This window comes from Nonomuraea sp. B10E15, assembly GCF_039871615.1.
Classification (GTDB): domain Bacteria; phylum Actinomycetota; class Actinomycetes; order Streptosporangiales; family Streptosporangiaceae; genus Nonomuraea.
The window spans coordinates 311,282-336,175 of sequence record NZ_JBDPMB010000005.1 but is presented as its reverse complement, the minus strand read 5'-3'; the positions used below and the strand labels follow the sequence as shown (position 1 = coordinate 336,175).

Below are 24,894 nucleotides of genomic sequence, written 5' to 3'. Positions count from 1 at the left end.
GCCGTGGTCAGTGGTACCTGTCAAGGCGCGTTGAGGAGGTCGATCCACATGCCTGGCATCGAGACACCCTAGCAACGCCACATTTTCCTCTCAAGCCGCAAGCTTTTACAAGAAACAAAATGTCACGGTTTGTTGCCTATAACACCCTTATTCGCCGATACTGCCGGGCCGGTGTCAAGCTCGCCTGTCAAGGAATCCGACAAGTCTTTTACGCTGTCCGGTCGAAGTCCGAAATTCCGTTGATGCCGGCGGTGAAGCCGATCTGTCGTCGCAGGTAGGTGGCGGTACGCGGGCTGCGCTCGCGTACCGGCTCGATGAGGTCCGCGGCCTCGCGTGCCAGCCCGGCCATCGCCTCCCTCACCTCGGTGCTGCTGACGCCGAGCGACAACACGTTCAGGTCGCCCCAGCTCACGTCCTTGCGGTAGGAGGTGACGTCGCCGAGCAGGTGCAGGTAGCGCTGGACCAGCCTGCTGACGTCCCGCAGGTCCTCCAGGTGCGCCCTGGCCCAGCGGTCGGCGGTGTAGATCCAGTGCGACAGGTCGACGAAGCACGAGCCGCGGCTGTCGGCGTTGTCGAGGTAGCGCTCCAGCGTCGGCACGGCGTTCCTGTCGCGCCACACCCACGCCCTGACCATGCACGCCAGCATCCTGGCGAGCTGGTCGCGCCAGAGCCACCGCAGCTCGCCGAACTCCCCGGCCGTGGCCAGTTCGTCCCGCAGGTCGGCGAGGAAACGGGTGGCCGCCGACCGGGGCACCGCTCCGTCGGCGACGGACAGGCACTCGCGGACCACGCGGCCGGCCTGCTCACGGGTGATCGCGGTGTGGTTGACCAGCTGGTCGACGGCCATCACCCACAACGCGGCCCTGTTGGCCACCTTAAGGCGGTCGGCGCTGGCCCAGGGCGCGCTGAAGGCCATGGTGAGGGTGAGGGCGTCGTAACACCCCGCGTCGAAGGCCGCCGCGGGGAACAGCCCGCTGTACATCTCCGCGCACCGTCGCAGGTCCGGCTCTGTGCTGTTACCGAATTGTTTCATGATCGCGCGCGTGCGATCAAGGTATCAGCAGCGTGACCGATCAGCCCGCTCCGATATCTGCGGGCGACACTCCCCTGGCCGGCCCCAGCCCGGCGGAGGACCCCCGGGGCGCCCTCCGCCCTGGGCGAAGACCCGGGCAGGTCTAGCCGTCCAGGCGTCCCCAGGCCACGGTGGCGTCGTCGTGCGGCTTGCCCGACACCGGCCCGCGGGCCGACTCCAGCTCCCGCACGGCCGCGATCAGCGCGGCGGGCCCCCTGTCGGCCAGCGCCGCCGGCACGTCCGACCAGCTCCATCCGTACCAGTCGACGAGCCGCGCCACCCCGTCGGTGAGCACGGCCGCCCCGGTGGCGGCCACCGCCCCGCACACGCTCTCCCTGGCCGCCTCGGGGCGCGCGCCCGCCACCCAGAAGCCGCCGGGCGCGTTGCGCGTCCGCCGCACCAGCTCCAGCGAGTACGGCCGCCCGCCAGGCAACCGCTCCAGCCGGTCGTCGACCACCGCCATGACCCCGCCATCGGCCAGGGAGCACACGACCGGCGAATCCCCCAGCACGAGGTAGTCGACCCGCCCCCGATCCGCCCGCACCATCGCCACCGTCGAGGACGGCGAATCGGGGTTGCCCAGGTCGCAGCCACCGCCGTGGGCCGCCGTCAGCTCCTCGATGGAGGCTTCCAGGATCGCGGCCAGCGCGTCGCCCTGGCCGGTGGCCAGCCGCGCCGCCAGCGCTCCCCCGAGCCGCGCCACGAGCCACGGGACGTCGTGCGCGCACCCGCTGTCCACCCCGGCCGCCGCGGTGGCCCCGTCGAGCACGACGATCCACGACGGCCCGGCGATCACCAGGTCCTCGTTCCTGCGCGGGGAACCGGCGCTGGTGGCGTACGTGACCTCAGAGAACATGGCAGCGACTGTGCCACACCCGCCCGGTCAGCGGGCGGACGGCACGCGCCGGCGCTCCTCGCCGAGGGCGGCGCCGCCCACCGGCCGGGCCCGGATCTCTCTGAGTTCGGCCCGGCTGTCGCGGATGCCGGTGATCAGCACGTACGCGACCAGCAGCAGCCCGAGGCAGAGGGCGTCGGCCGCCCACCAGGGGATCTCGGCGAGCAGCAGGTAGCCGTCGCGGTCGCTCAGCTCCCTGATCACCACCGTGACCACGGCGATCACCACGGTCACCAGTAACCAGGTGCGCAGCCGGGGCAGGCTGCCCTTGCTCCACAGCCGGAGCCGCCAGTTCATGAACACGGCGAGCACGCCGAGCAGCGCGCAGAACCCGATCAGCCACCAGGGCAGGGCGAAGGCGGTCTGGTCGGCGATCTGCTGCTGCGTGGTGCGCAGCTCCGCCTCGGCCTTGCGCTGGGCCGCCACGGCCGCGTCGAGCTCGCGTTCGAGCTGGGCCACGGTCTTCTGCTGCCGCTGGGGCGGCGTGGCGTCCTCCGTCGGCAACATCCGCGCCACGACGGTCAGCATGATCGCGATGAACGACAGCGCGAGCACGATGGCCATGAACAGGTCGATGAAGCGCAGGTCGAGCGGCGGCGCGAACGAGGTGGAGGGCCGCTTCCTCACGGCTCCCTCACCAGGGTGTACTTCTGCGGGCGGGTCTCGGCCGCGCTCATCCGCTCGACGGCGGTGCGCAGCGCGTCAAGGCCCTTGACCAGCTCTTCGGTCCTGCCCCTCGTCTGGGCCATCTCCTGCCGGGACTGGGCCAGCTCCTGCGTGAGGCCGTGCATGGCGGGAGCCGCCTGCTTGGCGGGCAGGCGCGCGATGTAGATGAGGAACACGTCGTCGGCGGCCACCACGCTGGCCCGCTCGGACCGCTCGACCAGCGCCATCGCGCCGAACGCGACCACGCTCAGGAACAGCGCGATCAGGGTGACGCCGAACGCCGAGGCCAGCTCGGGCAGCACGTGCTGCTTCAGCGCGTCGATCAGCACGCTGGGGTCGCCCTGGTCGTCCAGGGCGTTGGAGAACGAGGTGACCATTCCGGCCATGGTCAGGGCGGTGCCGATGAACCCGAAGACGGGCAGCGCCCAGATGAGCGCGTGGTCGAGATGGTGCTTGTTGGCCATCTCGCTGTCGTCGAGCGCGGAGCGGGCGCTCAGCACCGCCTCGCAGTCGTTGCCCGCCTCGGCCGCCTCCCTGAACAGGCGCAGCCGGCGCCCCACCAGGGTGTCGTCACCGGGCTTCACCGCCTGCACGTTCGCCACCGCCCGCGCCGTCGCGGCGCTCTCCCGCCGGATGTCGGGCACGGCCCTGACGATCCGGAGAACGGCGGTGAGGAACACCGCGATGATGAGCGTGACCACGAACGCCGCGCCCGCCGGCGCCGTCGTCGCGCCCACGAATGTCAGCAGCGCTCCCACCGCCCCCGACACCAGCAACAGCATCGAGACCATCAGGCTCACCGCCGGCGCGAACGCCGAATGACACCAGCCGTACCTTGACACCCTTCAACTCCACTCCGGCACACAACAAGTCAAAGGAATACCTAAGCACACGTAAAGGAGTCGTAGAGTCACGACTGGCGACCGATTCGCGGGAATCCGGACCGTCGTTCAGACGATCACCAGGTCACGCGGGGTGGTGTTCAGCCGTTCCCCGCCGTTTTCGGTGCAGACCACGATGTCCTCGATCCTGGCGCCGTGCCGCCCCCGCAGGTAGATGCCCGGCTCGACCGAGAACGCGAACCCGGGCTCCATCACCTCACCGTTGCCGGCGACGATGTAGGGCTCCTCGTGCGTCTCGATGCCGATGCCGTGTCCGGTGCGGTGGATGAAGGCCTCGCCGTAGCCCGCCCCGGCGATCAGGTCGCGGGCCGCGGCGTCGATCGACTCGCAGGGCACCCCCGGCCGCACCGCCGCGCAGGCCGCGTCCTGGGCCCGGCGCAGCACCTCGTAGTAGGCGGCGAAATCGGCGGGCGGCTCGCCCACGCTGTAGGTGCGCGTGGAGTCGGAGCAGTAGCCGTTGTGCAGCTGGCCGCCGATGTCGACCACGACCGGCTCCCCGGCCCCGATCACCCGGTCGGAGACGTCGTGGTGCGGGCTGGCGGCGTTGGGGCCCGAGGCCACGATGACGAAGTCGACGGTCGCGTGCCCGGAGGCCAGGATCGCCTCGGCGATGTCGCGCCCCACCTCGCGCTCGGTGCGCCCGGCCCGCAGGAACTCCGGCACCTGCCGGTGCACCGAGTCGATGGCCTGACCCGCCTCGCGCAGCGCCGCCGCCTCGGCCGGCGACTTGCGCATGCGAAGCTCCCGCAGCACGCTCCCGGCCAGCATCTGCTCGGCGTCCGGCAGCACCTCGCGGAAACGCAGCGACGACATGGCCCACATGCGGTCGGCCAGGCCCACCCTGGCCACCCGGCCCAGGCGCGCGGCCACGACCGCGTAGGGGTCGTCGGTCTCGTCCCACGCCACGAACTCCAGCCCCAGCCGCGCGGCGGGCGACGCCTCGGCGGCCGGCAGCTCCAGCCTGGGCACCATCATGAAGGCCTCGCCGGAGGCGGGCACCACCAGGCACGTCAGCCGCTCCAGCGGCTTGGCGTCGTAGCCGCTGACGTAGCGCAGGTCGGGACCGGGAGTGAGGAGCAGGGCGTCGAGACCGCTCTTGGCGGTGGCCTCGTGAACGGCGGCAAGGCGGGAGGTGGGATAAAGATCTGAGGACGTCACAGGCCCAAATCTACTCCTGACGGCGCCTCCTAAAATCCGCGAAAAGCTCTCACGACACCGGAAGACGTCGCTACACTCCGCCCCACGTCGCTCACGTAATGTGAGGCCAATTGTCCAGTTCCACTGCGCTTTGAGAGTGAGACCCCATGGTCGACGTCATAGGCGCCGCCGGGCTGCTCGGGCACGGGAGCGACGCCGAGCTGCTGGCCGTACGACTGGCGCACGCCCAGCGGCTGGGCAACATGGGCTGGGCGGAGTGGCACCCGCACACCGGCGAGACCATCTGGTCCGACCAGGTCTACGTGATCTTCGGGCGGGACCCCGCCCTGGGCCCGATCCCGCTGCCCGAGCTGGCCGAGCTCGTCGAACCCGCCGACATGGGCGCGCTCGACCGCCTGCTGTGGTCGGTCGTGCGCGGCTCCGAACCGGTGCAGGCCGAGTTCCGCATCCGCCGCGGAACGGGCTCCGGCGAGCTGCGCGACCTGCGGGTCGTCCTCGAGCCGCTGACCATGCCCGGCGGCCCTATGGGCATGCACGGCGTCATCCAGGACATCACCGGCCGCCGCCGCGCCGAACGCATGGTCTCCGAATCGCGCCGGCAGCTCCTCGAATCCCGCGAGCAGGCCGCCGAGGAACGCCACGTCATGCTCGCGATGCGCGACGCCGTCCTGCCCGGCCCCGCCGGACGCCTCGACCTGCCGCACGCCAGGATCGCCGTACGCTACGTGCCCGCGGAGAAGAGCGCCAACCTGGGCGGCGACTGGTTCGAGGCCGCTCACGCGCCCGACGGCCGGCTGCTGCTGGCCGTCGGCGACGTCTCCGGCCACGGCCTGCCCGCCATCGCGCGCATGGCCCAGCTCCGCCACGCCCTCGTCGCCCTCGCCATGACCGGCCGGCCCGCCCACCGCCTGCTGGCCTGGCTCAACGAGCTGGTCATGCACCAGGTGAAGGACACCACCGCCACCGCGATCGTCGGCCACCTCGACCCCGGCACGCGCGTGCTCACCTGGAGCCAGGCGGGCAACCTGGCGCCCGTCCTGGTGCGCGACGGCGTGGCGAGCCGGCTCGCCCAGCCCCGCGGTGTGCTGCTCGGCGCCGGCTGGCCGGGCCCGTACCAGCCGGCGACCACCCGGCTGCTGCCCGGCGACCTGCTGCTGATGTTCACCGACGGGCTGGTCGAGCGGCGCACCCGCGACATCGACGTCGGCCTCGACCTGGTCATGGCCGCCGCCCGCGACGTGTCCGTCCGCGACCTGGAGTCGGGTCTCGACCGCCTGCTGGCCGACATCGGCGGCCCCAACCCCGAGGACGACGCGTGCCTGCTCGCCGTCGGCGTGCCCGCGTGCGAGGAGGAGCGGTCCGGGTGAGCGGCGAGAGTGCGACGATAGAGGCGTGCTCATGCTTCTGGACACCCCATCGCTCTACTTCCGCGCCTTCTACGGCGTCCCCGAGTCGGTCAAGGGGCCGGACGGCTCGCCCGTCAACGCCGTACGCGGCCTGCTCGACATGATCGCCACCCTCGTGCGCGGCCACTCCCCCACCGCGATGGCGGCCACCATGGACGCCGACTGGCGGCCCGCGTTCCGGGTGGCGGCGATCCCGACGTACAAAGCGCACAGGGTCGCCCACGGTGACACCGAGGAGGTGCCCGAGGCGCTCGTGCCGCAGATCGCGGTCATCCAGGAGGTGCTCGACGCGCTCGGCATCGCCCTCCTGGAGTCGCCGGGCTACGAAGCCGACGACGTGATCGGCACGCTCACCCACCAGGCCGCGGGCGCCGTCGACATCGTGACCGGAGACCGCGACCTGTTCCAGCTCGTCGACGACGCGCGCCCCGTACGCGTCCTCTACACCGCCCGCGGGATCCGCAACCTGCAGATCGTCGACGAGGCGTTCGTCACCGCCAAGTACGGCATCCCCGGGCGTGCCTACGCCGACTTCGCGACGCTGCGCGGCGACCCCAGCGACGGCCTGCCCGGCGTCGCCGGCGTCGGCGACAAGACCGCCGCGGCGCTCATCACCCGCTTCGGCTCGCTCGACGCCCTGCTCGAAGCGCTCGACGCGGGCGTCACCGACGGTTTCCCCGCCGGCAGCCGCACCCGCCTGGCCGCGGCCCGCGACTACCTGCGCGCCGCACCCGCCGTCGTCGAGGTGGCCTCCGGCGCGCCGCTGCCGGCCGCCGACCTGACCCTGCCGGCCAAGCCGCGCGACCCCGAGGCGCTCGTCCGCCTGGCCGACCGCCACGGGCTCGACAGCCCGCTCAACCGGCTGCTCGACGCCCTGGGCGGTTAGCTCTCGAGCAGGGCCAGGACGGCCGCCTGGGCGGCGTCGCGCAGGCGGCCGTGCACGAGCACGTTCTCCTCGCGGTCGGTGCGCACCTCGACCAGGCGCGGCCCTTCGCCGCGCAGCGCCTTGGGCAACTCGGTGATCTCGCCCACCAGCGTGTACGGCGTCCCCGTCGCGGCCGCCACATGGCCGAGGTCCACCCCGTGCGGCGTGCCGAAGACCCGCTCGAACGGATCGCGGACCGCCGCCTGGGGCAGCAGCGAGAAGATGCCGCCCCCGTCGTTGTTGACGACCACGAAGCACAGGTCGGGCCGGGGCTCGCGAGGCCCGAGGATCAGGCCGTTCTGGTCGTGCAGGAACGACAGGTCGCCCATCAGCGCGTACGCCGGGCCGTTGTGCGACAGCGCCGCCCCCATGGCCGTCGACACCAGCCCGTCGATGCCGGAGGCGCCCCTGTTGGCCATCAGCCGGATGCCGCGCCGCGGCCGCATCGCCTGGTCGAGATCGCGGATCGGCATCGAGGAGCCGCAGAACAGCAGGGCTCCGTTGGGCAGCGCGTCGACCAGGTCCCTGGCCAGGCGGGGCTCGCTCGTGCCCGATACGTCGAGCACCTCGTCGAGCGCCGTTCTCGCCGCCTGGTCGGCCTGGCGCCAGGAGTGCAGCCACGTGTCGTCACCGGAGGCCACCGGGATCTCCACGGCCTGCGCCACCTGCGTGGCCGACCTGGTGGGGTCGGGCCAGCGGTCGAGGTCGGGCGCCACGACGATGTGCTCCCCCGCACGCCGCAACCACGACAACAGCGGCCGCGACAGCCCGGGACGGCCCAGCGTCACCACCACGTCGGGCAGGTGCGTGTCGGCGAACGCGGGCGTGCCCAGCAGATAGTGGTAGGTGGAGACGGCGTGGTCGCCGTAGCGTCCGCCGCCGTTGGGCTCCGACAGCACCGGCCAGCCCGCCATGCCGGCCGCGGCGACGTAGCGGCGCACGTTGGCGGCTCCGTCGCCGACCACGAGCACGCCGCGTCTGGTCGGCGGGAGGTGCAGGGCGACCGGTGGAGGCGCGACCCTGGCCCGCACCCAGGGGCCGTTGGCGCCGCCGTCGAGCGGCTCGCACCAGGCGGTGTCGCCGTCGGGGATCAGCGGTTCCCTGAAGGCCAGGTTGAGGTGGACGGGCCCGGGCGCGGCCGGGCCCGACGCCCGCTGGTAGGCGCGGCAGGCCAGCGACCGCCAGTAGGCCACCTGGCCCGGCCGGTCCTCCGGCACGCCGACCTCGGCGAACCAGCGGGTGGCGTCGCCGTACAGCTTGATCTGGTCGATCGTCTGGTTGGCGCCGGTGCCCCGCAGCTCGGGCGGGCGGTCGGCGGTGAGCACCAGCAGCGGCACGTCCGCCTCGCCCGCCTCGATCACGGCGGGGTGGAAGTTGGCGACGGCCGTGCCGGAGGAGCAGATCAGCGCCACCGGGCGCTCGGAGCGCTTGGCCAGCCCCAGTGCCAGGTAGGACGCGGAACGCTCGTCGATGCGCACGTGCAGGCGCACCCGTGACTCGGCGTGCAGCGCCAGCGCCAGGGGCGCGGAGCGGGAGCCGGGGGCCAGCACGACGTCGGTCAGGCCGCAGCGCACCAGCTCGTCGATCAGCACCGTGGCCAGCGCGGTAGCGGGGTTCAACGTGACGCCTCCTGCATCCGGCTCAGCCACTGGGGAGAGTCGATTTCATATGCCGACAAATGCTGATAATTCACCGTCGGACGCCGTACGGCCAGCCGCCCGTCCACCGGCACCAGCGAGTCGTCCACGACGTCACCCGACAACAAGGGCATCGTGCCCAGCCCGCACGCGTACGGCAGGGACGGCAGCGCCGCGGCCAGCGCCAGCCCCGCGGCCAGCCCCACCGACGTCTCGACGGCGCTGGAGACCACCGCGGGCAGCCCGCACGCCTCCACCACCTGCAACGCCGCGCGCACCCCGCCCAGCGGCTGCACCTTGACCACCGCGATGTCGGCCGCCTCCGCCGCCTTGACCCGCAGCGGGTCCTCCGCCCTGCGGATCGACTCGTCGGCCGCGATCGGCACGTCGCACGCCCGCCGCACCGCCGCCAGCTCGTCGAGGGTGGCGCACGGCTGCTCGGCGTATTCCAGCCCGAACCGGTCGAGGCGCTTGAGCCGCTGCACGGCCTCGCCGACCTCCCACGCGCCGTTGACGTCGACCCGCAGCCGGCCGGACGGGCCGAGCGCGTCGCGCACGGCCTCGACCCTGGCCACGTCGTCGTCGAACGTCTGGCCCCGCTCGGCCACCTTCACCTTCGCCGTGCCGCAGCCGGAGCGGCGCACCATGTCGTGGGCCCGCACGGGATCGACGGCGGGCACGGTCGTGTTGACGGGCACGCTGTCGCGCACCGGCTCGGGCCAGCCCTCGAAGGCCGCCTCTCGGGCGCAGGCCAGCCAGCGGGCGCACTCGCGCGGGCCGTATTCGGGGAACGGGGAGAACTCGCCCCAACCGGCGGGACCCTGGAGCAGGACCCCTTCCCTGACGGTCTGCCCGCGAAAACGCGTGCGCATCGGGATGCGGAAGACATGGACCCGGTGGTGATCACGGTGGTGATCATGGTGACCTGGCCCGTGCTCGGGCTCCATGGGAGAACGCGTCACGACCCTCCCTGCGCTTCTGTCCGACCTGTCGCCACTAACCTTACGAGCATGTGGAGGAACCCGTCGCATCCGGACCGTCCGCTTCACGCCATTGTGCAATCTCCAGGACCTGCCCTGTTCGCGGCGATCCGGGACGCGCTCGCGGGCGACGGCCCGGCCGTGCTCCCCCTTCCGCCCGGCCACTCCGAGGCCGCGCTGGCGACCCTGCGCCCCACCCACGTCAACGGAGCCCTCCATGCCGGCGGCGAAGGCGTGCCGGGCGACGTCGCGGTCGTCATCGCCACCAGCGGCAGCACCGGCACACCCAAGGGGGTGCTGCTCTCGGCCACGGCCCTGCGCACCTCGGCCGCGGCCTCCCTGCGCCGCGTCGAGGCCTCCAAGGGCGAGCGCTGGTTGTGCTGCCTGCCCGTCTCCCACGTCTCGGGGCTGCAGGTGCTCGTGCGCGCCCTGCTGTCCGGGAGCGAGCCGATCATCCACCCGTCGTTCGACCCGCACGCGGTCCTCGCCTCCGGCGCCCACCACGTCTCCCTGGTGCCCACCCAGCTGCACCGGCTCGTCGGGCTGGGCGCGGACCTGTCGGTCTTCCGCACGATCCTGCTCGGTGGCGCGGCGCCGCGGCCCGGGCTGCTGGAGCAGGCGAGGGATCTCGGGGCGCGGCTGGTGACGACGTACGGGATGAGCGAGACGTGCGGCGGCTGCGTGTACGACGGCCAGCCCCTTTACAATGTAGATCTCAAGGTCGGCGACGACGGCCTGATCAGGATCGCCGGCCCCGTGTTGTTCTCGGGCTACCGTTTCGGCGGGCCGGCCCCGCTCGAGGACGGCTGGTTCGTCACCTCCGACCTCGGCGAGCTGACCGGGGGCCGCCTGCGCGTGCTGGGCCGCGCCGACGACGTCATCAACACCGGCGGCGAGAAGGTCGTGGCCGGCGCCGTGACCGCCGTGTTGTGCACGCATCCCGAGGTGGCCGACGCCGCCGTGTTCGGCACGCCCGACCCCGAATGGGGCGAGCGGGTCACGGCCGTCGTCGTTCCCGTCAACCCCGACACACCCCCCACGCTTGCACAATTAACGGCATACTGCCGCGATAGGCTTCCCCCCTATGCCGCCCCACGCGAGCTGCGCCTGGAGCTCCGGCTGCCGCTGTTGCCGAACGGAAAGACCGACCTTGTGCGGTTGAGGGCAGGAACCTGATGAGTTGCGGCTGCGTCAAACCGGGGAAAGGGAGGGAGCCTTCATGGACCAGACCCGCAAGATGTGGGCATCCGTCGCCGTCGTCGGCGTGATCGTGGTCGGAGGCGCCTCCATCGCGGCGGCCGCCTCGGCGGGCAAGCTCTCGCAGGTGGGCGAGGAGACCAGGGCCGTGGTGGAGCAGGCGTCGCCGTCCGGCGGGCCCGAGACCTCCACGTCCGATCCCAGTGGCGACCCCAGTGGCGACCCCACCGGCGACCCCACCGGCGACGACGTCGTCGTCTCCCGCGAGGTCAACCCCGATCCCGGCCAGGTCATCGAATACTGGACCGGCGAGCGCATGGAAGACGCCGATCCCATGCCGATGCCCGAGGTCTCGATCGAGGTGGGCGACTAGCGAGCGAGCCGAAGGGGTGGTCCGCCAGAAGAGGCGATCCGCCCCTTTTTCATGACATTCGTCCGCACGGGGAACAAATGGCGGCGATTGGCGTTATTGATACTGGTGCGCCGTGCGGACGACGAAGCCGCCCCACCACAACCTGCCTGATCGCTTCTACTCCGTACGGAGGAGGTGTCCTCATGCCCAGAACCGCCTTGGCGACCCCGCCCGTGTCTCTCGACCAGTTGCTCGAACGAGGGCGAGCCCAGGGTCACCTATCTCTGGCGGAGCTGCGGGACGCGTTCGGCAACGCCGGGATCAGCCCCTCTGAGGGCCGCACGATATTGCGTGAGCTGTCAGAGGCCGGCGTGAGCCTGGCCGCCGAGAACGAGCCGTCTCTCAGCACGACCGCCACCCCCGCGAAGACCACCCAGAAGAAGGCGGCGACTCCCAAGAAGGCTTCGCGGGCCAAGACTACCGGCCGCAAGGCAGCAGAGGCAAAAACCCTTTCCCCGGCGGACGCGAAGTCCGTCATCCCCCCGGACCCCAAGCCGGAGCACGAGGAGGACGTGCCGGAGGAGATCGAGCTGAGCGCCGAGGACGACGGCGACGCCGTCGACCTCGACGACACCCAGTCGGTCATGGGCGACTCGGTGCACACCTACCTGAAGTCCATCGGCCGCCGCACGCTGCTCACCGCGGCGCAGGAGGTCGAGCTGGCCAGGCGGATCGAGGCCGGCCTGTACGCCGAGTACAAGCTCGAGACCCAGCCCGATCTGCCGCCCGCCGCGCGGGAGGACCTGCGCCTGGTCGTCGAGGACGGCAAGCAGGCCAAGGACCACATGCTGGAGGCCAACCTGCGCCTGGTCGTGTCGGTGGCCAAGAAGTACACCGACCGCGGCATGTCGCTGCTCGACGTGGTCCAGGAAGGCAACCTGGGGCTCATCAGGGCGGTGGAGAAGTTCGACTACACCAAGGGCTTCAAGTTCTCGACGTACGCCATGTGGTGGATCAGGCAGGCCATCCAGCGCGGCTTCGCCGACTCGGCGCGGACGATCCGGCTGCCGGTGCACGTGCTGGAGATGTTGTCCAAGCTGTCACGCATCGAGCGCGACATGCACCAGCGCCTGGGACGCGAGCCCACCCCCGAGGAGCTGGCGGTCGAGCTGGACAAGACCCCGGACCAGATCGAGGAGCTGCTGCGCACCAGCCGCCAGCCGATCTCGCTGAACGCGACGATCGGCGAGGACGGCGAGACCACGATCGGCGACCTCATCGAGGACGTCGACTCCCCCGAGGCGTCGGAGATCGTCGACCGCCAGCTGCTGGGCGACCAGCTGCGCGGCGTGCTCGACAACCTCTCACCGCGCGAGTCGAAGATCATGGCACTGCGCTTCGGCCTGGTGGACGGCAAGCCGCACACGCTGGACGAGATCGGCAGGCACCTGGGGCTGACCCGGGAGCGGATCCGCCAGCTGGAGAAGGAGTCGCTGTCCAAGCTGCGCCACCCGAGCAACACCCGCCCGCTGCTCGACTGGGCCAGCTGACAACGGAGCCCCGGCACACCACGTGCCGGGGCTCTCGTTTTCCTGGACGCCTGGTGACCGGCGCTCAGACGGTGGCGGGCACCGGGCGCGGCACCCGCGGGATGCCCCACATCCGGTTGTCCTCGCGCAGCGTGCGCAGGCGCTCGACCTGGGCCGTCCACATGGCCCCCGCGGGGGTCGCCTTGGCCTTGCGGCGCGCGATCCGGTCGTCGTAGGCCTTCACCCCGAACGTGGCCCGCTGCCCCGCCTCCGCGGCCCGCAGCGCGTCGGTCAGCGCCCGGTCGAGGGCCTGGCCCGCCGCCAGCAGCTCGATCTCGTCGGCCGCCGAGGCCTGCAGCTCGCGCAGCGTCCGCTCGGCCTCGCGGGCCTTCTCGAGCAGCTCGGGGAAGCTCCTGGAGATCTCCTGGTCCGCGTGGAAGCGAACCTCGGCCTCCCGGCTCACCCGCGGACGGAAAAACGCCATCGACTCGGCCCCTTCACGCTGTCGTCATTCGTTCCGACGCTTAGCGTACGCCGTCCCGCGACACGTGCGGAAATCGGCCAGGAGCGAGCGCCTTTACATAGTAAGATGATCTCCATGCCCGCCAAGCGACCACCCGTCCCCCTCTCCCGCGAGCGCATCATCGAGGCCGCGCTCCACATCGCCGACGGCCAGGGCCTGCGCAGGCTCACCATGCGCCGCCTGGGCGACGCCCTGCAGGTGGAGGCGATGGCCATCTATCACCACCTGCCCCGGGGCAAGGAAGCGCTGATGGACGCGCTGGCCGAGCACGTCACCGCCATCCACGTCGAGCAGCGCTCCACCTGGCAGGAGACGGCCAGGGCCTGGTGCCGGGCGAGCAGGGAGGCGCTGCGCGAGCATCCCGGCGTGCTGGCCCTGGCCCTCACCAAGCCGCCCAAGGGCGCCACGGCGGTCGCCGTCAAGGAGCAGACCGAGCAGCTCGCCGACGCGGGGCTCCAGGGCGCCGCCGAGGCCGTGCGCACGCTGCGGGCCTTCGTCTTCGGCAGCGTCGCCGTCGAGGTGCAGCAGTCAGGCTGGGCCGACCCAGACGTCGATGAATGGGTCAGACGGGACGAAAGAGCTGATATCGACTTCGAGCGCGGGCTCGACGCTCTCCTCAAGGGATTGCAAACGTGATGCGCGTGTCGCGCTTGGCCGGTTATCCTGCATAAGGCACGCTGTGTCGAAGGTCACACGCACCAGGGATCCTCCTGTAACAGCCCGAACGGGCTATGTCGGAACGCGTGACACAGTCGCACACTTGCCAGGACAACAACCCGAGCCGGCTCCCGCCCCTCCAGAACGGGAGCATCCCACGAGATATCGGAGGCACGCCGATGTGCCCGCACGACCCGGCCTGTCCGGATGCCGAGGCGCCTGACCGCGAGGCGGCACGCACCCTCGCCTGCCACCCCGAGCAGGGGTGGAGCCTGCTCTGCAACGGCGTCGTCCTGTTCGAGGACACCGGCGAGCTGCTGCCCAGCGGCACCGTCATCGCACCTCATCGGCCCGATCCGCTGGTGGGCGCGGCCTGATCCGCACGCGGGCGGCGCCGCCGGCCGGTGCTGCCCTGCCGTGGCGGCCCGCCGTAGCGGGTGATCCACTCCGCCACGACCTCGCCCACCCGGGCGGGGTCCTTTTTCAGGTCATGGCCCTCTCCCGGCAGCACCACCAGGCGCGCGGCATCCGCGGCGTCCGGCACTCCGAAGGGGTCACGATCACCGTTCACGACCAGCACGTCCACCCCGGCGCCGCGTAGCTCCCCGGCCCGGGAGCGCTCCGGCTTCCCCGGCGGATGCAGCGGAAAGGCCAGCGCCACCGCCGCCGCCGCGCCGACCGCCTTCGCCGTACGGCACGCCACCCGAGCCCCGTTGCTCCGCCCGCCCTGCACGAGGGGCAGCCCCGGCAGGCGCGCGCGCAGCTCGGACAGCACGATCTCCCACGCCTCGTCCTGCCTCGCCGGCGGGCCGGGCGCCCGCGCCCCCGCCATCCTGAACGCCTGCGTCACCCGCGCCACGCTGGCTCCCACGCCCATGGCGGCGTCGCGCACGGCCAGCAGATCGGGAGCGTCCACTCCCCCGGCCGAGCCATGGGTCAGGACCAGCAGCAGCCGCGCGCCCGGCACCTCGTCGATCTCCACGAGCGCGGGCCCGCGCGGGGTCATCACCTCCATGCCAGCACCGTACCTGGGGAGGATGACGCGCTAGCCCTCAGGTCGGATGACGACACCACTTCCGGGATGGATGATGACCTTATGCCGGACCAGCGTCCCATCAGGGAAGACCTTCAGGCCACGCTCGACGCCCGCCGCGATCTCGGGCCCGACTACGAGGCGGCGCTCGTCGACTCGTTCACCGAGCGCCTCGAGGCCACCATCGCCGCCCGGGTGCGGGCCGAGCTCGACCGCCACGGGCCCCCGCCGCACAAGAAGTCCGCGCCGGGCGCGACGATGATCCCGGTCGCGCTGGGCTCGATGGGCATGGGCATCCCGCTGACGGCCATCGGGGTGGTCAACGCCGGACTGGTGGGGCTGATCATCACGTGGCTGGCCATCGTCATCATCAACGTGGCCGCCGCGGCGGCCATCATGCGCCGCGGCTGACCTCCGGCCGGCGGAGGGAACGGGAGCACCTCCGCCGGCCCGCGGGCACGCCCGGGAGGAGCGCCTCGGTGGCGTGGGCCGGGACGTCACGCACACCGGGCCCCGGGCGTCAGGTGTCGCGCTGGTAGCGGAGCCTGACCTCCGCGGCCAGCGTCTCGTCGGCGTGCTCCAGCCCGTACGACCAGACCCGCCCCGCGTCGTCGTCGCGCCCGCGCAGGGGCAGGGTGCGGGCGAGCAGCTCGATGGCCAGCGCGCTCGTCTGCGCGTCCGCGCCTCCCTCCACGGTCTCCGCGAACTCCGCGCAGGCCAGCTCCAGGTGCGCGATGCCGAGCCGGACCCGCAGCCCCGGCGTCTCCTCCTCGGGCACGGCCTCCAGGGCGTCCAGGAGGAGCTCAGCCGCCGCCCCGGGCTCTCCGTGCTCCATCAGCAGGTCGGCCAGCTCCTGCGCGGCGCGCGCGGCGACCTCGCCGTCGCCGACCGCCATCGCGGCCCGCAGCTCCTGCTCCGCCTCCTCGAGGTTGAGCGCCCGCACGGCCAGCCGGGCCAGCGCGAGATGGGCCAGCGGGACGTACGCGGCCGCGCCGACCCCCAGCACGGCCTGCCAGGCGGCCCTGGCCTGCTCGGCCCGCCCTTCGCGCTCGAACCCCTGGGCCAGGTGGCAGGCGGCCTGCGAGGCGTATTCGGGGTGCCCCGTCGCCAGCGCGGTCCTGGCGGCGGTCCTGGCGGCCTCGACGTCGCCGCGCTCCTCCAGCACCACGGCCAGCCCGACGGCGGCCTGAGCCCTGTCGGGCTCGTCGGGGTCGGCGGCGAGCTCGCTGAGGATGGCGGCGGCGCCGTCGAGGTCGCCGCGTTCGGCCAGACGCCGGGCGGTGTCGAGAGGCGGGGTCTCCAGCTCTGAGGACGTCAAGAGAGCTCCTTCTGGCGACGGTCGCCCCGAGCCTAACGACTTCCGGCGATCATGTCTGCCCCGTTGACGCCGAAGGTCTGGCCCTCCCGGTGACTAGTCCTCGTACGCCTCCAGCGGGGGGCACGAGCACACCAGGTTGCGGTCGCCGTAGGCCTGGTCGATGCGGCGCACCGGCACCCAGTACTTGCCGTCGCGCAGCGACGGCAGCGGGTAGGCGGCCTCGGTCCGCGTGTACGGGTGGTGCCACTCGTCGGCGCTCACCGACTCCGCGGTGTGCGGCGCGTTGCGCAGGGGGTTGTCGGCCTTGTCGTAGTCGCCGGACGCCACCTTGGCGATCTCGCCCCTGATGGCGATCATCGCGTCGGCGAACCGGTCGAGCTCGCCGAGGTCCTCGCTCTCGGTCGGCTCGATCATGAGGGTCCCGGCGACGGGGAACGACATGGTGGGCGCGTGGAAGCCGTAGTCGATGAGGCGCTTGGCCACGTCGTCCACGGTGACGCCGGTCTCCTTGGTGATCTGGCGCAGGTCGATGATGCACTCGTGGGCCACCAGCCCGCCGCGTCCGGTGTAGAGCACCGGGAAGTGGGGGGCCAGCCGCTTGGCGAGGTAGTTGGCCGACAGGATGGCCTGCTCGGTGGCCGCCGTGAGCCCGTCGGAGCCCATCATCCGGATGTACGCCCACGAGATCGGCAGGATCCCTGCCGACCCGTAGGGCGCCGCGGAGACGGGCCCCACCGGCGAGCCGTCGCGCAGCGGGTGACCGGGCAGGTAGGGCGCCAGGTGGCCGCGGACCGCGACCGGGCCGACGCCGGGGCCGCCGCCGCCGTGCGGGATGCAGAACGTCTTGTGCAGGTTGAGGTGGGACACGTCGGCCCCGAACTCGCCGGGCTTGGCCAGCCCGACCAGCGCGTTGAGGTTGGCACCGTCGACGTAGACCTGGCCGCCGGCCTGGTGGACCTTGGCGCAGATCTCGGTGATGGTCTCCTCGTAGACGCCGTGCGTCGACGGGTAGGTCACCATGATCGCGGCGAGCGCGTCGCGGTGCTTGGCGATCTTGGCGTCGAGGTCGGCCAGGTCGACGTTACCCTCGGAGTCACAGGCCACGACCACGACCCGCATGCCGGCCATGACGGCGCTGGCGGCGTTGGTGCCGTGGGCCGAGGAGGGGATGAGGCAGACGTCCCGCCCGCTGTCACCGCCCGCGTGGTGGTAGGCGCGGATGGCCAGCAGCCCGGCGAACTCGCCCTGGGAGCCGGCGTTGGGCTGGATGGAGACGGCGTCGTAGCCGGTCACCTCGGCCAGCCAGTGCTCCAGCGTGCCGATCAGCTCGAGGTAGCCCTCGGCCTGGGCGGCGGGCGCGTAGGGGTGGACGGCGGCGAACTCCGGCCAGGTGATCGGCTCCATCTCGGTGGTCGCGTTGAGCTTCATCGTGCAGGAGCCCAGCGGGATCATGGACCGGTCGAGCGCGATGTCCTTGTCCTGCAGCCGGCGCAGGTAGCGCAGCATCGCGGTCTCGGAGCGGTGGTCGTGGAAGACCGGGTGGGTCAGGTAGGCGGACTCGCGCAGCAGCGGGGCGGGCAGCGCGTCGGCGGCGCCCTCGACGTCGGTGCGGGGGGTCGTGACCCCGAACGCGGCCTGCACCGTGACCAGGTCGGCGGCTCCGGTCTTCTCGTCGCAGGCGATCGAGACGTGGTCGGCGTCCACCTGCCAGAGGTTGACGCCCCGCTCGGCGGCGGCGGCGACCACGGCGGACGCCCGCCCGGGCACGCGCACGAGCACCGTGTCGAAGAACTCGGCGTGCACGACCTCCACGCCCGCCCGGCGCAGCCCCTCCGCCAGGGCGGCGGCGTGGCGGTGCACCCGGTGGGCGATGCGGCGCAGGCCCTCCGGGCCGTGGTAGACGGCGTACATGCTCGCGATGACGGCGAGCAGGACCTGCGCGGTGCAGATGTTGCTGGTGGCCTTCTCGCGGCGGATGTGCTGCTCGCGGGTCTGCAGGGCCAGGCGGTAGGCGGGGTCGCCGTCGGCGTCGACGGAGACGCCGACCAGGCGGCCGGGCAGCTGCCGCTGCAGGCCCTCGCGTACGGACATGTAGGCGGCGTGCGGCCCGCCGAACCCGAAGGGCACCCCGAACCGCTGCGAGGAGCCCACGGCGATGTCGGCGCCCAGCTCGCCGGGGGCGGCCACGAGCGTCAGTGCCAGCAGGTCGGCGGCGGCCACGACGAGGGCGCCCGCCTCGTGCGCGGCGGCGGCCACGGCGCGGAAGTCACGCAGCCGGCCGGACGCTCCTGGGTACTGGACGAGCACGCCGAAGCACTCGGGCAGCTCGCCGTCGAGGGAGTGCTCCACGAGCGTGATGCCGAGCGGCTCGGCCCTGGTGGCGAGGACGGCCTTGGTCTGGGGCAGCGCGTCGGCGTCGACCACGAACACGGCGCTCTTGGACTTGCCCGCCCTGCGGGCCAGCGTCATGGCCTCGGCCGCGGCGGTCGCCTCGTCGAGGAGCGAGGCTCCGGACACGGGCAGGCCGGTGAGGTCGGAGACGACGGTCTGGAAGTTGAGCAGCGCCTCGAGGCGGCCCTGCGAGATCTCCGGCTGGTAGGGGGTGTAGGCGGTGTACCAGCCCGGGTTCTCCAGCAGGTTGCGGCGGATGACGGCGGGCGTGACCGTGTCGTGGTAGCCCAGCCCGATCATCGAGGTCAGCACCTGGTTACGGTCGGCCAGGGCGCGCAGCTCGGCGATGGCCTCGGCCTCGCCGGCGGGGGCGGGCAGCGTGAGCCGGTCCTTCGCCCTGATGGACTCGGGGACGGCGACCGCCACCAGATCCGCCACGGACTCGAAGCCCACGGCCTCGAGCATGCGCTGCTGTTCGGACTCGGAGGGGCCGATGTGCCGGGACGAGAACGGCGGGGCGGACAGATCGGTCATGGAGATGCCTCCCGAGGCTGTGGAGACCGGCGCCAGGGCGCGGGCGTGTGCCGGATCTCCCCCTCTGTCAGCGCGGGCCCCGGACAAGCGCGGGGCCGCGACCTGAGAGCTTCACCCCGGTGGGGCTTGCACCGTCGGTGAGGCGCGCCTGGCGGGTGCGCCTGCTTTCCAGAGTTGCCTCGCCCGAGCGGTACGGGATGCCTGAGAGATTCCGGGGAGGGTTGCTCCTTCGGCGCCCCGGAGCCCAGGGGGCCCGGAGACTCTCCCGCACGGGGTCGTCGGCCTTTCTGCCCTCAGGTTACTACGCCCGATTCGTACGGCTGCCAGGAGCCGTGCTCACCCCGTGCGGCGGGCGCGGCGGCGCCGGGCGAGTTCGTCAGCGGGATGGTCGGCCGGGACGGTGTCCTCGACCGCCGCGCGTTCCCCCGGCAGCTCCGCGAGGGAGCCCTCGACCTCGCGCCAGACCCGGCCGAGCGCGATGCCGAACACGCCCTGCCCGCCCTGGAGCAGGTCTATCACCTCGTCGGCCGAGGTGCACTCGTAGACGCTGACGCCGTCGCTCATGAGCGTGATCTGCGCGAGGTCGGCGACCCCGCGGTCACGCAGATGTTGCACGGCCGTGCGGATCTGCTGCAACGACACCCCGGTGTCGAGGAGCCGCTTGACGACCTTGAGGACCAGGATGTCGCGGAAGCTGTAGAGACGCTGGGAGCCGGAGCCCTGCGCGGCTCTTATCGTGGGCTCGACGAGGCCCGTGCGCGCCCAGTAGTCGAGCTGCCGATAGGTGATGCCGGCCGCCGAGCATGCCGTCGGCCCGCGGTATCCGATGTCGCCCGGCAGCGCCGCGGGCTGTTCGTCGAAGAGCAGACCCTGCTCCCCGGCACGCTGCCGCGCGCTTTCGCGCCGCACCGGATCTTCCTGGCCGGCCGTCTTTCCCTCGCCGCTGCTGACCGCCACGCGGACCTCCGGCTTTCTCTCATCCCGTGGCCTGATCTGGGGGTACGTGAAGCGCGGCCACGGGTTTCACTTGCACCGTAGGACCGCGACCATGCTCAGTCAACGATCCGGCTCGGCGCGTCGTGAAGCGTAAATGCACTGAAATACCTACCCCGCCCGGCCGAAGTCCTCGGGAGTGATCGTGTCAAGAAACTCCCTGAACTTCTCCACCTCGTCTTCCTGGTCGTCCGGGATGATCACCCCGGCCTCCTGGACGACCTCTTCGCTGGCGAAGATGCGCGCCCCGGTGCGCAGGGCGAGCGCGATCGAGTCGGACGGCCGCGCGCTCACCTCCACGCCGTTGGAGAACACCAGGTCGGCGAAGAAGATGCCGTCACGCAGGGCGACGATGTTGACCGCCCGCAGGCCTACGCCCAGCGCGCTCAGCACGTCACGGAAGAGGTCGTGGGTGAGCGGCCGCGGCGGAGGCTCCTCTGCCTGGGCCAGAGCGATGGCCGTGGCTTCCGTCATGCCAATCCATATAGGAAGGAACCGCTCCCCGTGTGCCTCCTTCAGCAAGACGATCGGCTGATTTGTGGGCATTTCAACCCGAACGCCCACAACCTCCATCTGCAACACGGGCTGCTCCGTATTCCTGACCGGTGACCCGGCACAGCTATTTGGTCGTTGCTTCTGCTGACTGGCTTCTGCATTTCAACGTAACACCCGGCGGGCCTGGAATGTGCCGCCGCCTCCCAGCTCGCCGCGGTCTCAGCGCCCCAGCACGGACCGGACACCCGTGCGCACAAGGGATGCGTGCAGGTCGAGCAGGAGTGCGGAAAGCTCCCTGGCCACCTCGTCGGCCTCGCCGATGGCACCGGGGGCGCGCCGCTTGAGTATCGGTGCGACGGTCTGCTCGACCAGGCCGCACTCGCGCTCGGCCGCCGCCTTGACCGCGCGCAGATGCCGGGCGCGCAGGCCGAAGCGGGCCAGGGCGCCGACGGTGCGGGCCACCGCGAGCGCCTCCTCGTCGTAGCGACGGGCCACCGGGGCGAGCAGGCCGTAGTCCTCCAGCTCGGCGAGGGTCTCCTCGTCGATGCTCGCGGCCTCGATCAGCTCGGCCCGGCTGAGCCTGATCTCCTGCTTGCCGTTGTCCTGCAGGGCGCGCGGGCGGCCGAAGCCCTCCGCCATCTTGTCCTTGATCACCCGCAGCGGCAGGTAGTGGTCGCGCTGCTCGGTGAGGATGAAGCGCAGCTGCTCCACGTGCAGGTGCGTGAACTTGCGGTAGCCGGACGGGCTGCGCTCGGGCTCGATCAACCCTTCGCCCTCCAGGAAACGGATCTTGGAGATGGTGACATCGGGGAACTCGCCCTGCAGGAGCGCGAGCACCTCCCCGATGCTCATGTGCGAGCGTGCCGCCTGCGACGTCATGCGCGCTCCTCCCCTTGCCGCATGGTCACGCACGAGACGGCGTCCGCCGGTCGCCCGCTTCGCCCCCTCATGCCCCGGAGCTGCCCCGCATCAGGAAGACAAGGCGGAACTTGCCGATCTGCACCTCGTCGCCGGAGTGCAGGGGAACCTCCTCGATCCGCTCCCTGTTGACGTAGGTGCCGTTGAGGCTGCCCACGTCGCGCACGGAGAACTGGCCGCCGCGGTGGCGGTAGAACTCGACGTGGCGGCGGGAGACGGTGATGTCGTCGAGGAAGATGTCACTCTCCGGATGGCGCCCGGTCGTGGTCAGGTCCTTGTCGAGCCGGAAGCGGCTGCCCTGGTTGGGCCCCCTGGTCACCGTGAGCAGCGCCGCGCCGGGCGGCAGCTGCTCGACCAGCGCCCGCTCGGCCAGGAGCATGTCGCCTGTCTCAGCCTCATACGCCTCGATTCCCGCCACCGAGATCGTCGATGTGGTGTCCCCGGAGACCTCGAGTCTGGTCAGCGGTGACCCACAGCGGGAACAGAAACGGGCATCCTCGGGGTTGGCGTGCCCGCACTGCGTGCAGTAGACGCTCGGCATCGATCGGCTCGGCCTCCTACCGCGAAGACGCGGCGACGGTGCTCTGGAGCGCGCCTCGCTTCGCTTTTTCAAGTTTGCGAATGCCGCAACTTACGCTGATCAGCGGCAAAGGTCAAGACGGGGCGCTGGACTGTGGTCAGGACGCAGACAAAGTTACCGCCGCCCCTGCCCTGCGGTCCATGCCGCCGCGCGTTTCTACATTACGATCTTGCGGGACCGTCCGCGCACAATCGCGGCCCGGCCGTTCTCGCGCCCGCCCGGCCGGGGTCACGTGGCGGCCTGTTCCACGACGCGGGCCCAGCGTTCGAGCAGCGCCTGCGCGCCGTCCACGTCGGAGGCCTCGGCCCACAGGTCGGTGACGGGCTCGGCCGCGGCCGGCAGCACCAGCACCCAGCTGCCGTCGTCGCGGGCCACCCGCACCCCGTCGGTGGTGTCGATGCGGCGGCCCTCCGGCTCGGCCTCGGCCGCCTCGATGACGGAGCGCATCACGGCTCCCTTGGCCGCCCACGGCGTGGGCACGGTCCGCCTGAGCAGCTTCACCTCGGGGATCCTCGCGTCGATCTGGCTGAGCGACAGGCGGGTGCGGGCGACCAGGCCGAGCAGGCGCAGGAACGCGGCCAGCCCGTCGATCGCGGGGCTGAACTCCGGCACCACGAAGCCGCCGCGCCCGTCGGCCGCGAAGATCATGTCGGGGCCGGCGGCGGCCGAGGTGAGGGCGTCGAGCGCGGTGGACGTCCACTGCACCTGCACGCCGTGGAAGCGGCACACCTGCTCGGCGACCCTGGTCGTGGTGACGGGCAGGGCCACCCGGCCGCTCCTGCGTTCGGCGGCCACGAGGTCGAGCACGACGAGCAGCGCGCGCTCCTCGCTGATGAGCTGGCCCATCTCGTCGACCAGGGCGATGCGCTCGCCGACCGGGTCGAACCTGACGCCGAAGGCCGCCCGCGAGGAGCTGACCAGCTCCGACAGGCGTTGCAGGTCGCGCCGCCGGCCGGCGAGCGTCTCCGTGGGCGAGACGTCGTCGAGGCGGGCGTTGACGGTGAGCACCTCGACGCCGACCCGGCCGAGCAGCGTGGGCAGCACCAGCGAGGAGGTGCCTCCCGCGCAGTCGACGACGACCTTCATGTCCTTGACGCCGGTCACGCCGGCGTGACGCAGCAGTTCGTGGGTGTAGTCCTCGACGGCCCTGGCCGGGTAGGCGAGCTCCGCGATCTCCCCGGGGAAGGCGCGGCGGAACTCCTGGCGGGAGAAGACCCGCTCCAGCTTGCGCTGGGCGGCCGGGGGCAGGTCGGCGCCGCGGTCGTCCATGATGACGATGTCCACGCTCTGCGGGTCGCCCGGCGTGGTGCGCAGCGCGATCCCGCCCGCCGCCGAGCCCCTGGCGGTGTGGAAGCGGGCCACCGGCAGCGGGGCCGCCTCCAGATCGAGCACGTTGATCGCGCCGGCGGTCAGCGCGCCGATGACGGCCCGCTTGAGCGCCCTGGCGGCCAGGGAGCAGTCGCGCGAGGTGACGACGTGCTCGCCCTTCCTGAGGGTGGTGGCGTACGCGCTGGCCAGGCGGACGCACAGTTCGGCGGTGATCTCGACGTTGACCAGGCCGCTGACGCCTCTCGTGCCGAAGAGGTTGCGCTGGCCGCGCGACTCCCAGATGACACTGGTGTTGACGACCGCGCCGGCCTCGATCGTCTTGAACGGGTAGACCCGGACGCCGCTGGAGACGTACGCCTCCGCCTCGATGACGCATTCGTCGCCGATGACGGAGTTCTCCTCGATGCGGGCGCCGGACATCACGTCGGTGCTCTTGCCGATGACGCAGCCCCGCAGGTGGGCGCCGGGGCCGAGGTAGACGTTGTCGTGGACGACCGCGCGGTGCAGGAAGGCGCCCTCGCGGACGACGACGTTGTTGCCGAGCACGGTGTATTCGCGCAGCTCGGCCCCCGCCTCGACCTTGGCGTAGTCGCCGATGAGCAGCGGGCCCTTGAGCACGGCGTCGGGGTCGACCGCGGCGGAGTCGGCGACCCAGACGCCCGGCGAGAGCTCGAAGCCGCCGATGTCCACCGCGACCCTGCCGGACAGGGCGTCGGCGTGGGCCTTGAGATAGCTTTCGTGGGTGCCGACGTCCTCCCAGTAGCCGTCGGCCACGTAGCCGTAGATGGCCGCGCCGCGGGCGAGGAGCGCGGGGAAGACGTCGGAGGACCAGTCGACGGGCTCGCCGGTGGCCACGGCGTCGAGGACCTCGGGTTCCATGACGTAGACGCCGGTGTTCACGGTGTCGGAGAAGACCTGTCCCCAGGTGGGCTTCTCCAGGAAGCGCTGCACCCTGCCCTCGTCGTCGACGATGATGATCCCGAACTCGAGCGGATTCGGCACACGTTTCAGCCCGATGGTCACCAGGGCGGCATTCTCGCGATGGAACCGGATCATGTCCGTTAAGTCAATATCCGTCAGAGCGTCGCCGGAGATGACCAGGAAACGATCGTCGCGGAGGCGGTCGGCGGCGTTCTTGACGCTGCCCGCGGTGCCGAGGGGCAGGTCCTCGGTGGCGTACTGGAGGTTCATGCCGAGCTCGTCGCCGTCGCCGAAGTAGGTGCGCACGAGGGCGGCCAGGAACTGGACGGTGACCACCGTCTCGGTGATGCCGTGCCGCTTGAGCAGGCGCAGGACGTGCTCCATGATCGGGCGGTTGGCCACGGGGAGCAGAGGCTTGGGCTGGTTGGCGGTCATCGGACGCAGCCGAGTGCCCTCCCCGCCCGCCATGACGACCGCCTTCAC

24 protein-coding genes and 1 riboswitch are annotated in these 24,894 nt (G+C 71.8%); of the genes, 8 read left to right on the top strand and 16 right to left on the bottom strand.

The genetic code is table 11. The features are described 5' to 3' along the window. Positions 1-208: 208 nt before the first annotated feature. The 5 genes from ABGB14_RS19355 to ABGB14_RS19335 form a co-directional block, all read right to left on the bottom strand. Positions 209-982 (bottom strand): terpene synthase family protein, encoded by a 774-nt coding sequence (locus tag ABGB14_RS19355; protein WP_347645075.1) that lies wholly within the window; start codon positions 980-982, stop codon positions 209-211. 193 nt (positions 983-1,175) lie between these two features. Next, positions 1,176-1,928 carry a protein phosphatase 2C domain-containing protein gene (locus tag ABGB14_RS19350; RefSeq protein WP_347645073.1) on the bottom strand — a complete coding sequence of 251 codons (753 nt, stop codon included), beginning with the start codon at positions 1,926-1,928 and terminating at the stop codon, positions 1,176-1,178. Positions 1,929-1,955: 27 nt separating this feature from the next. After that, positions 1,956-2,594, bottom strand: a complete 639-nt coding sequence (locus tag ABGB14_RS19345) for a hypothetical protein (RefSeq protein WP_347645072.1) — start codon at positions 2,592-2,594, stop codon at positions 1,956-1,958. After that, entirely contained in the window at positions 2,591-3,424 is an 834-nt protein-coding gene (locus tag ABGB14_RS19340) for a hypothetical protein (RefSeq protein WP_347645071.1), read from the bottom strand. The genes ABGB14_RS19345 and ABGB14_RS19340 overlap by 4 nt, the downstream gene beginning before the upstream one ends. Before the next feature lie 159 nt (positions 3,425-3,583). Beyond that, positions 3,584-4,693, bottom strand: a complete 1,110-nt coding sequence (locus ABGB14_RS19335) for a Xaa-Pro peptidase family protein (protein ID WP_347645070.1) — start codon at positions 4,691-4,693, stop codon at positions 3,584-3,586. Between the two features lie 146 nt (positions 4,694-4,839). Here ABGB14_RS19335 and ABGB14_RS19330 point away from each other — a divergent pair, with 146 nt between their 5' ends. Both ABGB14_RS19330 and ABGB14_RS19325 read left to right on the top strand, forming a co-directional pair. Then, positions 4,840-6,060: a SpoIIE family protein phosphatase gene (locus ABGB14_RS19330; RefSeq protein WP_347645069.1), complete on the top strand. Its 1,221-nt coding sequence runs from the start codon at positions 4,840-4,842 to the stop codon at positions 6,058-6,060. Positions 6,061-6,091: 31 nt separating this feature from the next. After that, entirely contained in the window at positions 6,092-6,985 is an 894-nt protein-coding gene (locus tag ABGB14_RS19325) for a 5'-3' exonuclease (RefSeq protein ID WP_347645176.1), read from the top strand. Here the strand turns inward: ABGB14_RS19325 and menD are convergent. Together menD and ABGB14_RS19315 are read right to left on the bottom strand one after the other, a co-directional pair. After that, positions 6,982-8,643, bottom strand: coding sequence for a 2-succinyl-5-enolpyruvyl-6-hydroxy-3-cyclohexene-1-carboxylic-acid synthase (gene menD, locus ABGB14_RS19320; RefSeq protein ID WP_347645068.1), 1,662 nt, complete (start codon positions 8,641-8,643; stop codon positions 6,982-6,984). The two genes, ABGB14_RS19325 and menD, sit on opposite strands and share 4 nt — an antisense overlap. Continuing rightward, positions 8,640-9,608 (bottom strand): o-succinylbenzoate synthase, encoded by a 969-nt coding sequence (locus tag ABGB14_RS19315; RefSeq protein ID WP_347645174.1) that lies wholly within the window; start codon positions 9,606-9,608, stop codon positions 8,640-8,642. Before ABGB14_RS19315 ends, menD begins: the two co-directional genes overlap by 4 nt. Before the next feature lie 108 nt (positions 9,609-9,716). On the opposite strand from ABGB14_RS19315, the gene ABGB14_RS19310 reads away from it, so the two are divergent. The 3 genes from ABGB14_RS19310 (at position 9,717) to ABGB14_RS19300 (ending at position 12,740) form a co-directional block, all read left to right on the top strand. Beyond that, on the top strand, positions 9,717-10,817 hold the full coding sequence (locus tag ABGB14_RS19310) for an AMP-binding protein (protein WP_347645066.1): 1,101 nt from the start codon (positions 9,717-9,719) through the stop codon (positions 10,815-10,817). A 43-nt stretch (positions 10,818-10,860) separates the two neighbouring features. Further along, positions 10,861-11,211 (top strand): hypothetical protein, encoded by a 351-nt coding sequence (locus ABGB14_RS19305; RefSeq protein ID WP_347645065.1) that lies wholly within the window; start codon positions 10,861-10,863, stop codon positions 11,209-11,211. A 182-nt stretch (positions 11,212-11,393) separates the two neighbouring features. After that, on the top strand, positions 11,394-12,740 hold the full coding sequence (locus tag ABGB14_RS19300) for an RNA polymerase sigma factor (protein WP_347645064.1): 1,347 nt from the start codon (positions 11,394-11,396) through the stop codon (positions 12,738-12,740). A gap of 64 nt (positions 12,741-12,804) precedes the next feature. Here the strand turns inward: ABGB14_RS19300 and ABGB14_RS19295 are convergent, their stop codons facing one another. Next, entirely contained in the window at positions 12,805-13,203 is a 399-nt protein-coding gene (locus ABGB14_RS19295) for a hypothetical protein (protein WP_347645063.1), read from the bottom strand. 114 nt (positions 13,204-13,317) lie between these two features. On the opposite strand from ABGB14_RS19295, the gene ABGB14_RS19290 reads away from it, so the two are divergent. Together ABGB14_RS19290 and ABGB14_RS19285 are read left to right on the top strand one after the other, a co-directional pair. Continuing rightward, on the top strand, positions 13,318-13,878 hold the full coding sequence (locus tag ABGB14_RS19290; RefSeq protein ID WP_347645062.1) for a TetR/AcrR family transcriptional regulator C-terminal domain-containing protein: 561 nt from the start codon (positions 13,318-13,320) through the stop codon (positions 13,876-13,878). Between the two features lie 200 nt (positions 13,879-14,078). Beyond that, positions 14,079-14,276, top strand: coding sequence for a DUF5999 family protein (locus ABGB14_RS19285; protein ID WP_132341476.1), 198 nt, complete (start codon positions 14,079-14,081; stop codon positions 14,274-14,276). Here the strand turns inward: ABGB14_RS19285 and ABGB14_RS19280 are convergent. Beyond that, entirely contained in the window at positions 14,243-14,914 is a 672-nt protein-coding gene (locus tag ABGB14_RS19280; RefSeq protein WP_347645061.1) for an alpha/beta family hydrolase, read from the bottom strand. The two genes, ABGB14_RS19285 and ABGB14_RS19280, sit on opposite strands and share 34 nt — an antisense overlap. 81 nt (positions 14,915-14,995) lie before the next feature. On the opposite strand from ABGB14_RS19280, the gene ABGB14_RS19275 reads away from it, so the two are divergent. Next, the gene (locus ABGB14_RS19275; protein ID WP_347645060.1) at positions 14,996-15,343 is read left to right on the top strand and encodes a hypothetical protein; all 348 of its coding nucleotides are present in this window, start codon (positions 14,996-14,998) and stop codon (positions 15,341-15,343) included. A 109-nt stretch (positions 15,344-15,452) separates the two neighbouring features. On the opposite strand, the gene ABGB14_RS19270 is transcribed toward ABGB14_RS19275, so the two are convergent. From ABGB14_RS19270 to ABGB14_RS19240, 7 genes are all read right to left on the bottom strand, one after another. Continuing rightward, the gene (locus tag ABGB14_RS19270) at positions 15,453-16,250 is read right to left on the bottom strand and encodes a tetratricopeptide repeat protein (protein ID WP_347645059.1); all 798 of its coding nucleotides are present in this window, start codon (positions 16,248-16,250) and stop codon (positions 15,453-15,455) included. A 93-nt stretch (positions 16,251-16,343) separates the two neighbouring features. Continuing rightward, a complete protein-coding gene (gene gcvP / locus ABGB14_RS19265; RefSeq protein WP_347645057.1) occupies positions 16,344-19,175 on the bottom strand; it encodes an aminomethyl-transferring glycine dehydrogenase in 2,832 nt (943 codons plus the stop codon). A 178-nt stretch (positions 19,176-19,353) separates the two neighbouring features. Beyond that, positions 19,354-19,453, bottom strand: a riboswitch (glycine riboswitch). A 58-nt stretch (positions 19,454-19,511) separates the two neighbouring features. Continuing rightward, complete coding sequence (locus ABGB14_RS19260) at positions 19,512-20,132, bottom strand: MerR family transcriptional regulator (RefSeq protein WP_132507171.1); 621 nt, start codon at positions 20,130-20,132, stop codon at positions 19,512-19,514. Between the two features lie 147 nt (positions 20,133-20,279). Continuing rightward, positions 20,280-20,750: a bifunctional nuclease family protein gene (locus tag ABGB14_RS19255; RefSeq protein WP_090771501.1), complete on the bottom strand. Its 471-nt coding sequence runs from the start codon at positions 20,748-20,750 to the stop codon at positions 20,280-20,282. Positions 20,751-20,882: 132 nt separating this feature from the next. After that, on the bottom strand, positions 20,883-21,542 hold the full coding sequence (locus ABGB14_RS19250) for a MerR family transcriptional regulator (RefSeq protein ID WP_347645056.1): 660 nt from the start codon (positions 21,540-21,542) through the stop codon (positions 20,883-20,885). A gap of 67 nt (positions 21,543-21,609) precedes the next feature. Next, positions 21,610-22,122 carry an FHA domain-containing protein gene (locus ABGB14_RS19245; protein ID WP_132603765.1) on the bottom strand — a complete coding sequence of 171 codons (513 nt, stop codon included), beginning with the start codon at positions 22,120-22,122 and terminating at the stop codon, positions 21,610-21,612. 267 nt (positions 22,123-22,389) lie between these two features. Next, positions 22,390-24,894 (bottom strand): mannose-1-phosphate guanyltransferase, encoded by a 2,505-nt coding sequence (locus tag ABGB14_RS19240; protein WP_347645054.1) that lies wholly within the window; start codon positions 24,892-24,894, stop codon positions 22,390-22,392.

Excerpts from the sequence above, each read along its gene's own strand:
- ABGB14_RS19305 (WP_347645065.1), top strand. The coding sequence starts at position 10,861 with ATGGACCAGACCCGCAAGATGTGGGCATCCGTCGCCGTCGTCGGCGTG.
- ABGB14_RS19250 (WP_347645056.1), bottom strand. The coding sequence starts at position 21,542 with ATGACGTCGCAGGCGGCACGCTCGCACATGAGCATCGGGGAGGTGCTC.
- ABGB14_RS19285 (WP_132341476.1), top strand. The coding sequence starts at position 14,079 with ATGTGCCCGCACGACCCGGCCTGTCCGGATGCCGAGGCGCCTGACCGC.
- ABGB14_RS19325 (WP_347645176.1), top strand. The coding sequence starts at position 6,092 with ATGCTTCTGGACACCCCATCGCTCTACTTCCGCGCCTTCTACGGCGTC.
- ABGB14_RS19330 (WP_347645069.1), top strand. The coding sequence starts at position 4,840 with ATGGTCGACGTCATAGGCGCCGCCGGGCTGCTCGGGCACGGGAGCGAC.
- ABGB14_RS19245 (WP_132603765.1), bottom strand. The coding sequence starts at position 22,122 with ATGCCGAGCGTCTACTGCACGCAGTGCGGGCACGCCAACCCCGAGGAT.
- ABGB14_RS19275 (WP_347645060.1), top strand. The coding sequence starts at position 14,996 with ATGCCGGACCAGCGTCCCATCAGGGAAGACCTTCAGGCCACGCTCGAC.
- ABGB14_RS19290 (WP_347645062.1), top strand. The coding sequence starts at position 13,318 with ATGCCCGCCAAGCGACCACCCGTCCCCCTCTCCCGCGAGCGCATCATC.
- ABGB14_RS19300 (WP_347645064.1), top strand. The coding sequence starts at position 11,394 with ATGCCCAGAACCGCCTTGGCGACCCCGCCCGTGTCTCTCGACCAGTTG.
- ABGB14_RS19350 (WP_347645073.1), bottom strand. The coding sequence starts at position 1,928 with ATGTTCTCTGAGGTCACGTACGCCACCAGCGCCGGTTCCCCGCGCAGG.
- ABGB14_RS19315 (WP_347645174.1), bottom strand. The coding sequence starts at position 9,608 with ATGGAGCCCGAGCACGGGCCAGGTCACCATGATCACCACCGTGATCAC.
- gcvP (WP_347645057.1), bottom strand. The coding sequence starts at position 19,175 with ATGACCGATCTGTCCGCCCCGCCGTTCTCGTCCCGGCACATCGGCCCC.
- ABGB14_RS19355 (WP_347645075.1), bottom strand. The coding sequence starts at position 982 with ATGTACAGCGGGCTGTTCCCCGCGGCGGCCTTCGACGCGGGGTGTTAC.
- ABGB14_RS19340 (WP_347645071.1), bottom strand. The coding sequence starts at position 3,424 with ATGGTCTCGATGCTGTTGCTGGTGTCGGGGGCGGTGGGAGCGCTGCTG.
- ABGB14_RS19295 (WP_347645063.1), bottom strand. The coding sequence starts at position 13,203 with ATGGCGTTTTTCCGTCCGCGGGTGAGCCGGGAGGCCGAGGTTCGCTTC.
- ABGB14_RS19280 (WP_347645061.1), bottom strand. The coding sequence starts at position 14,914 with ATGGAGGTGATGACCCCGCGCGGGCCCGCGCTCGTGGAGATCGACGAG.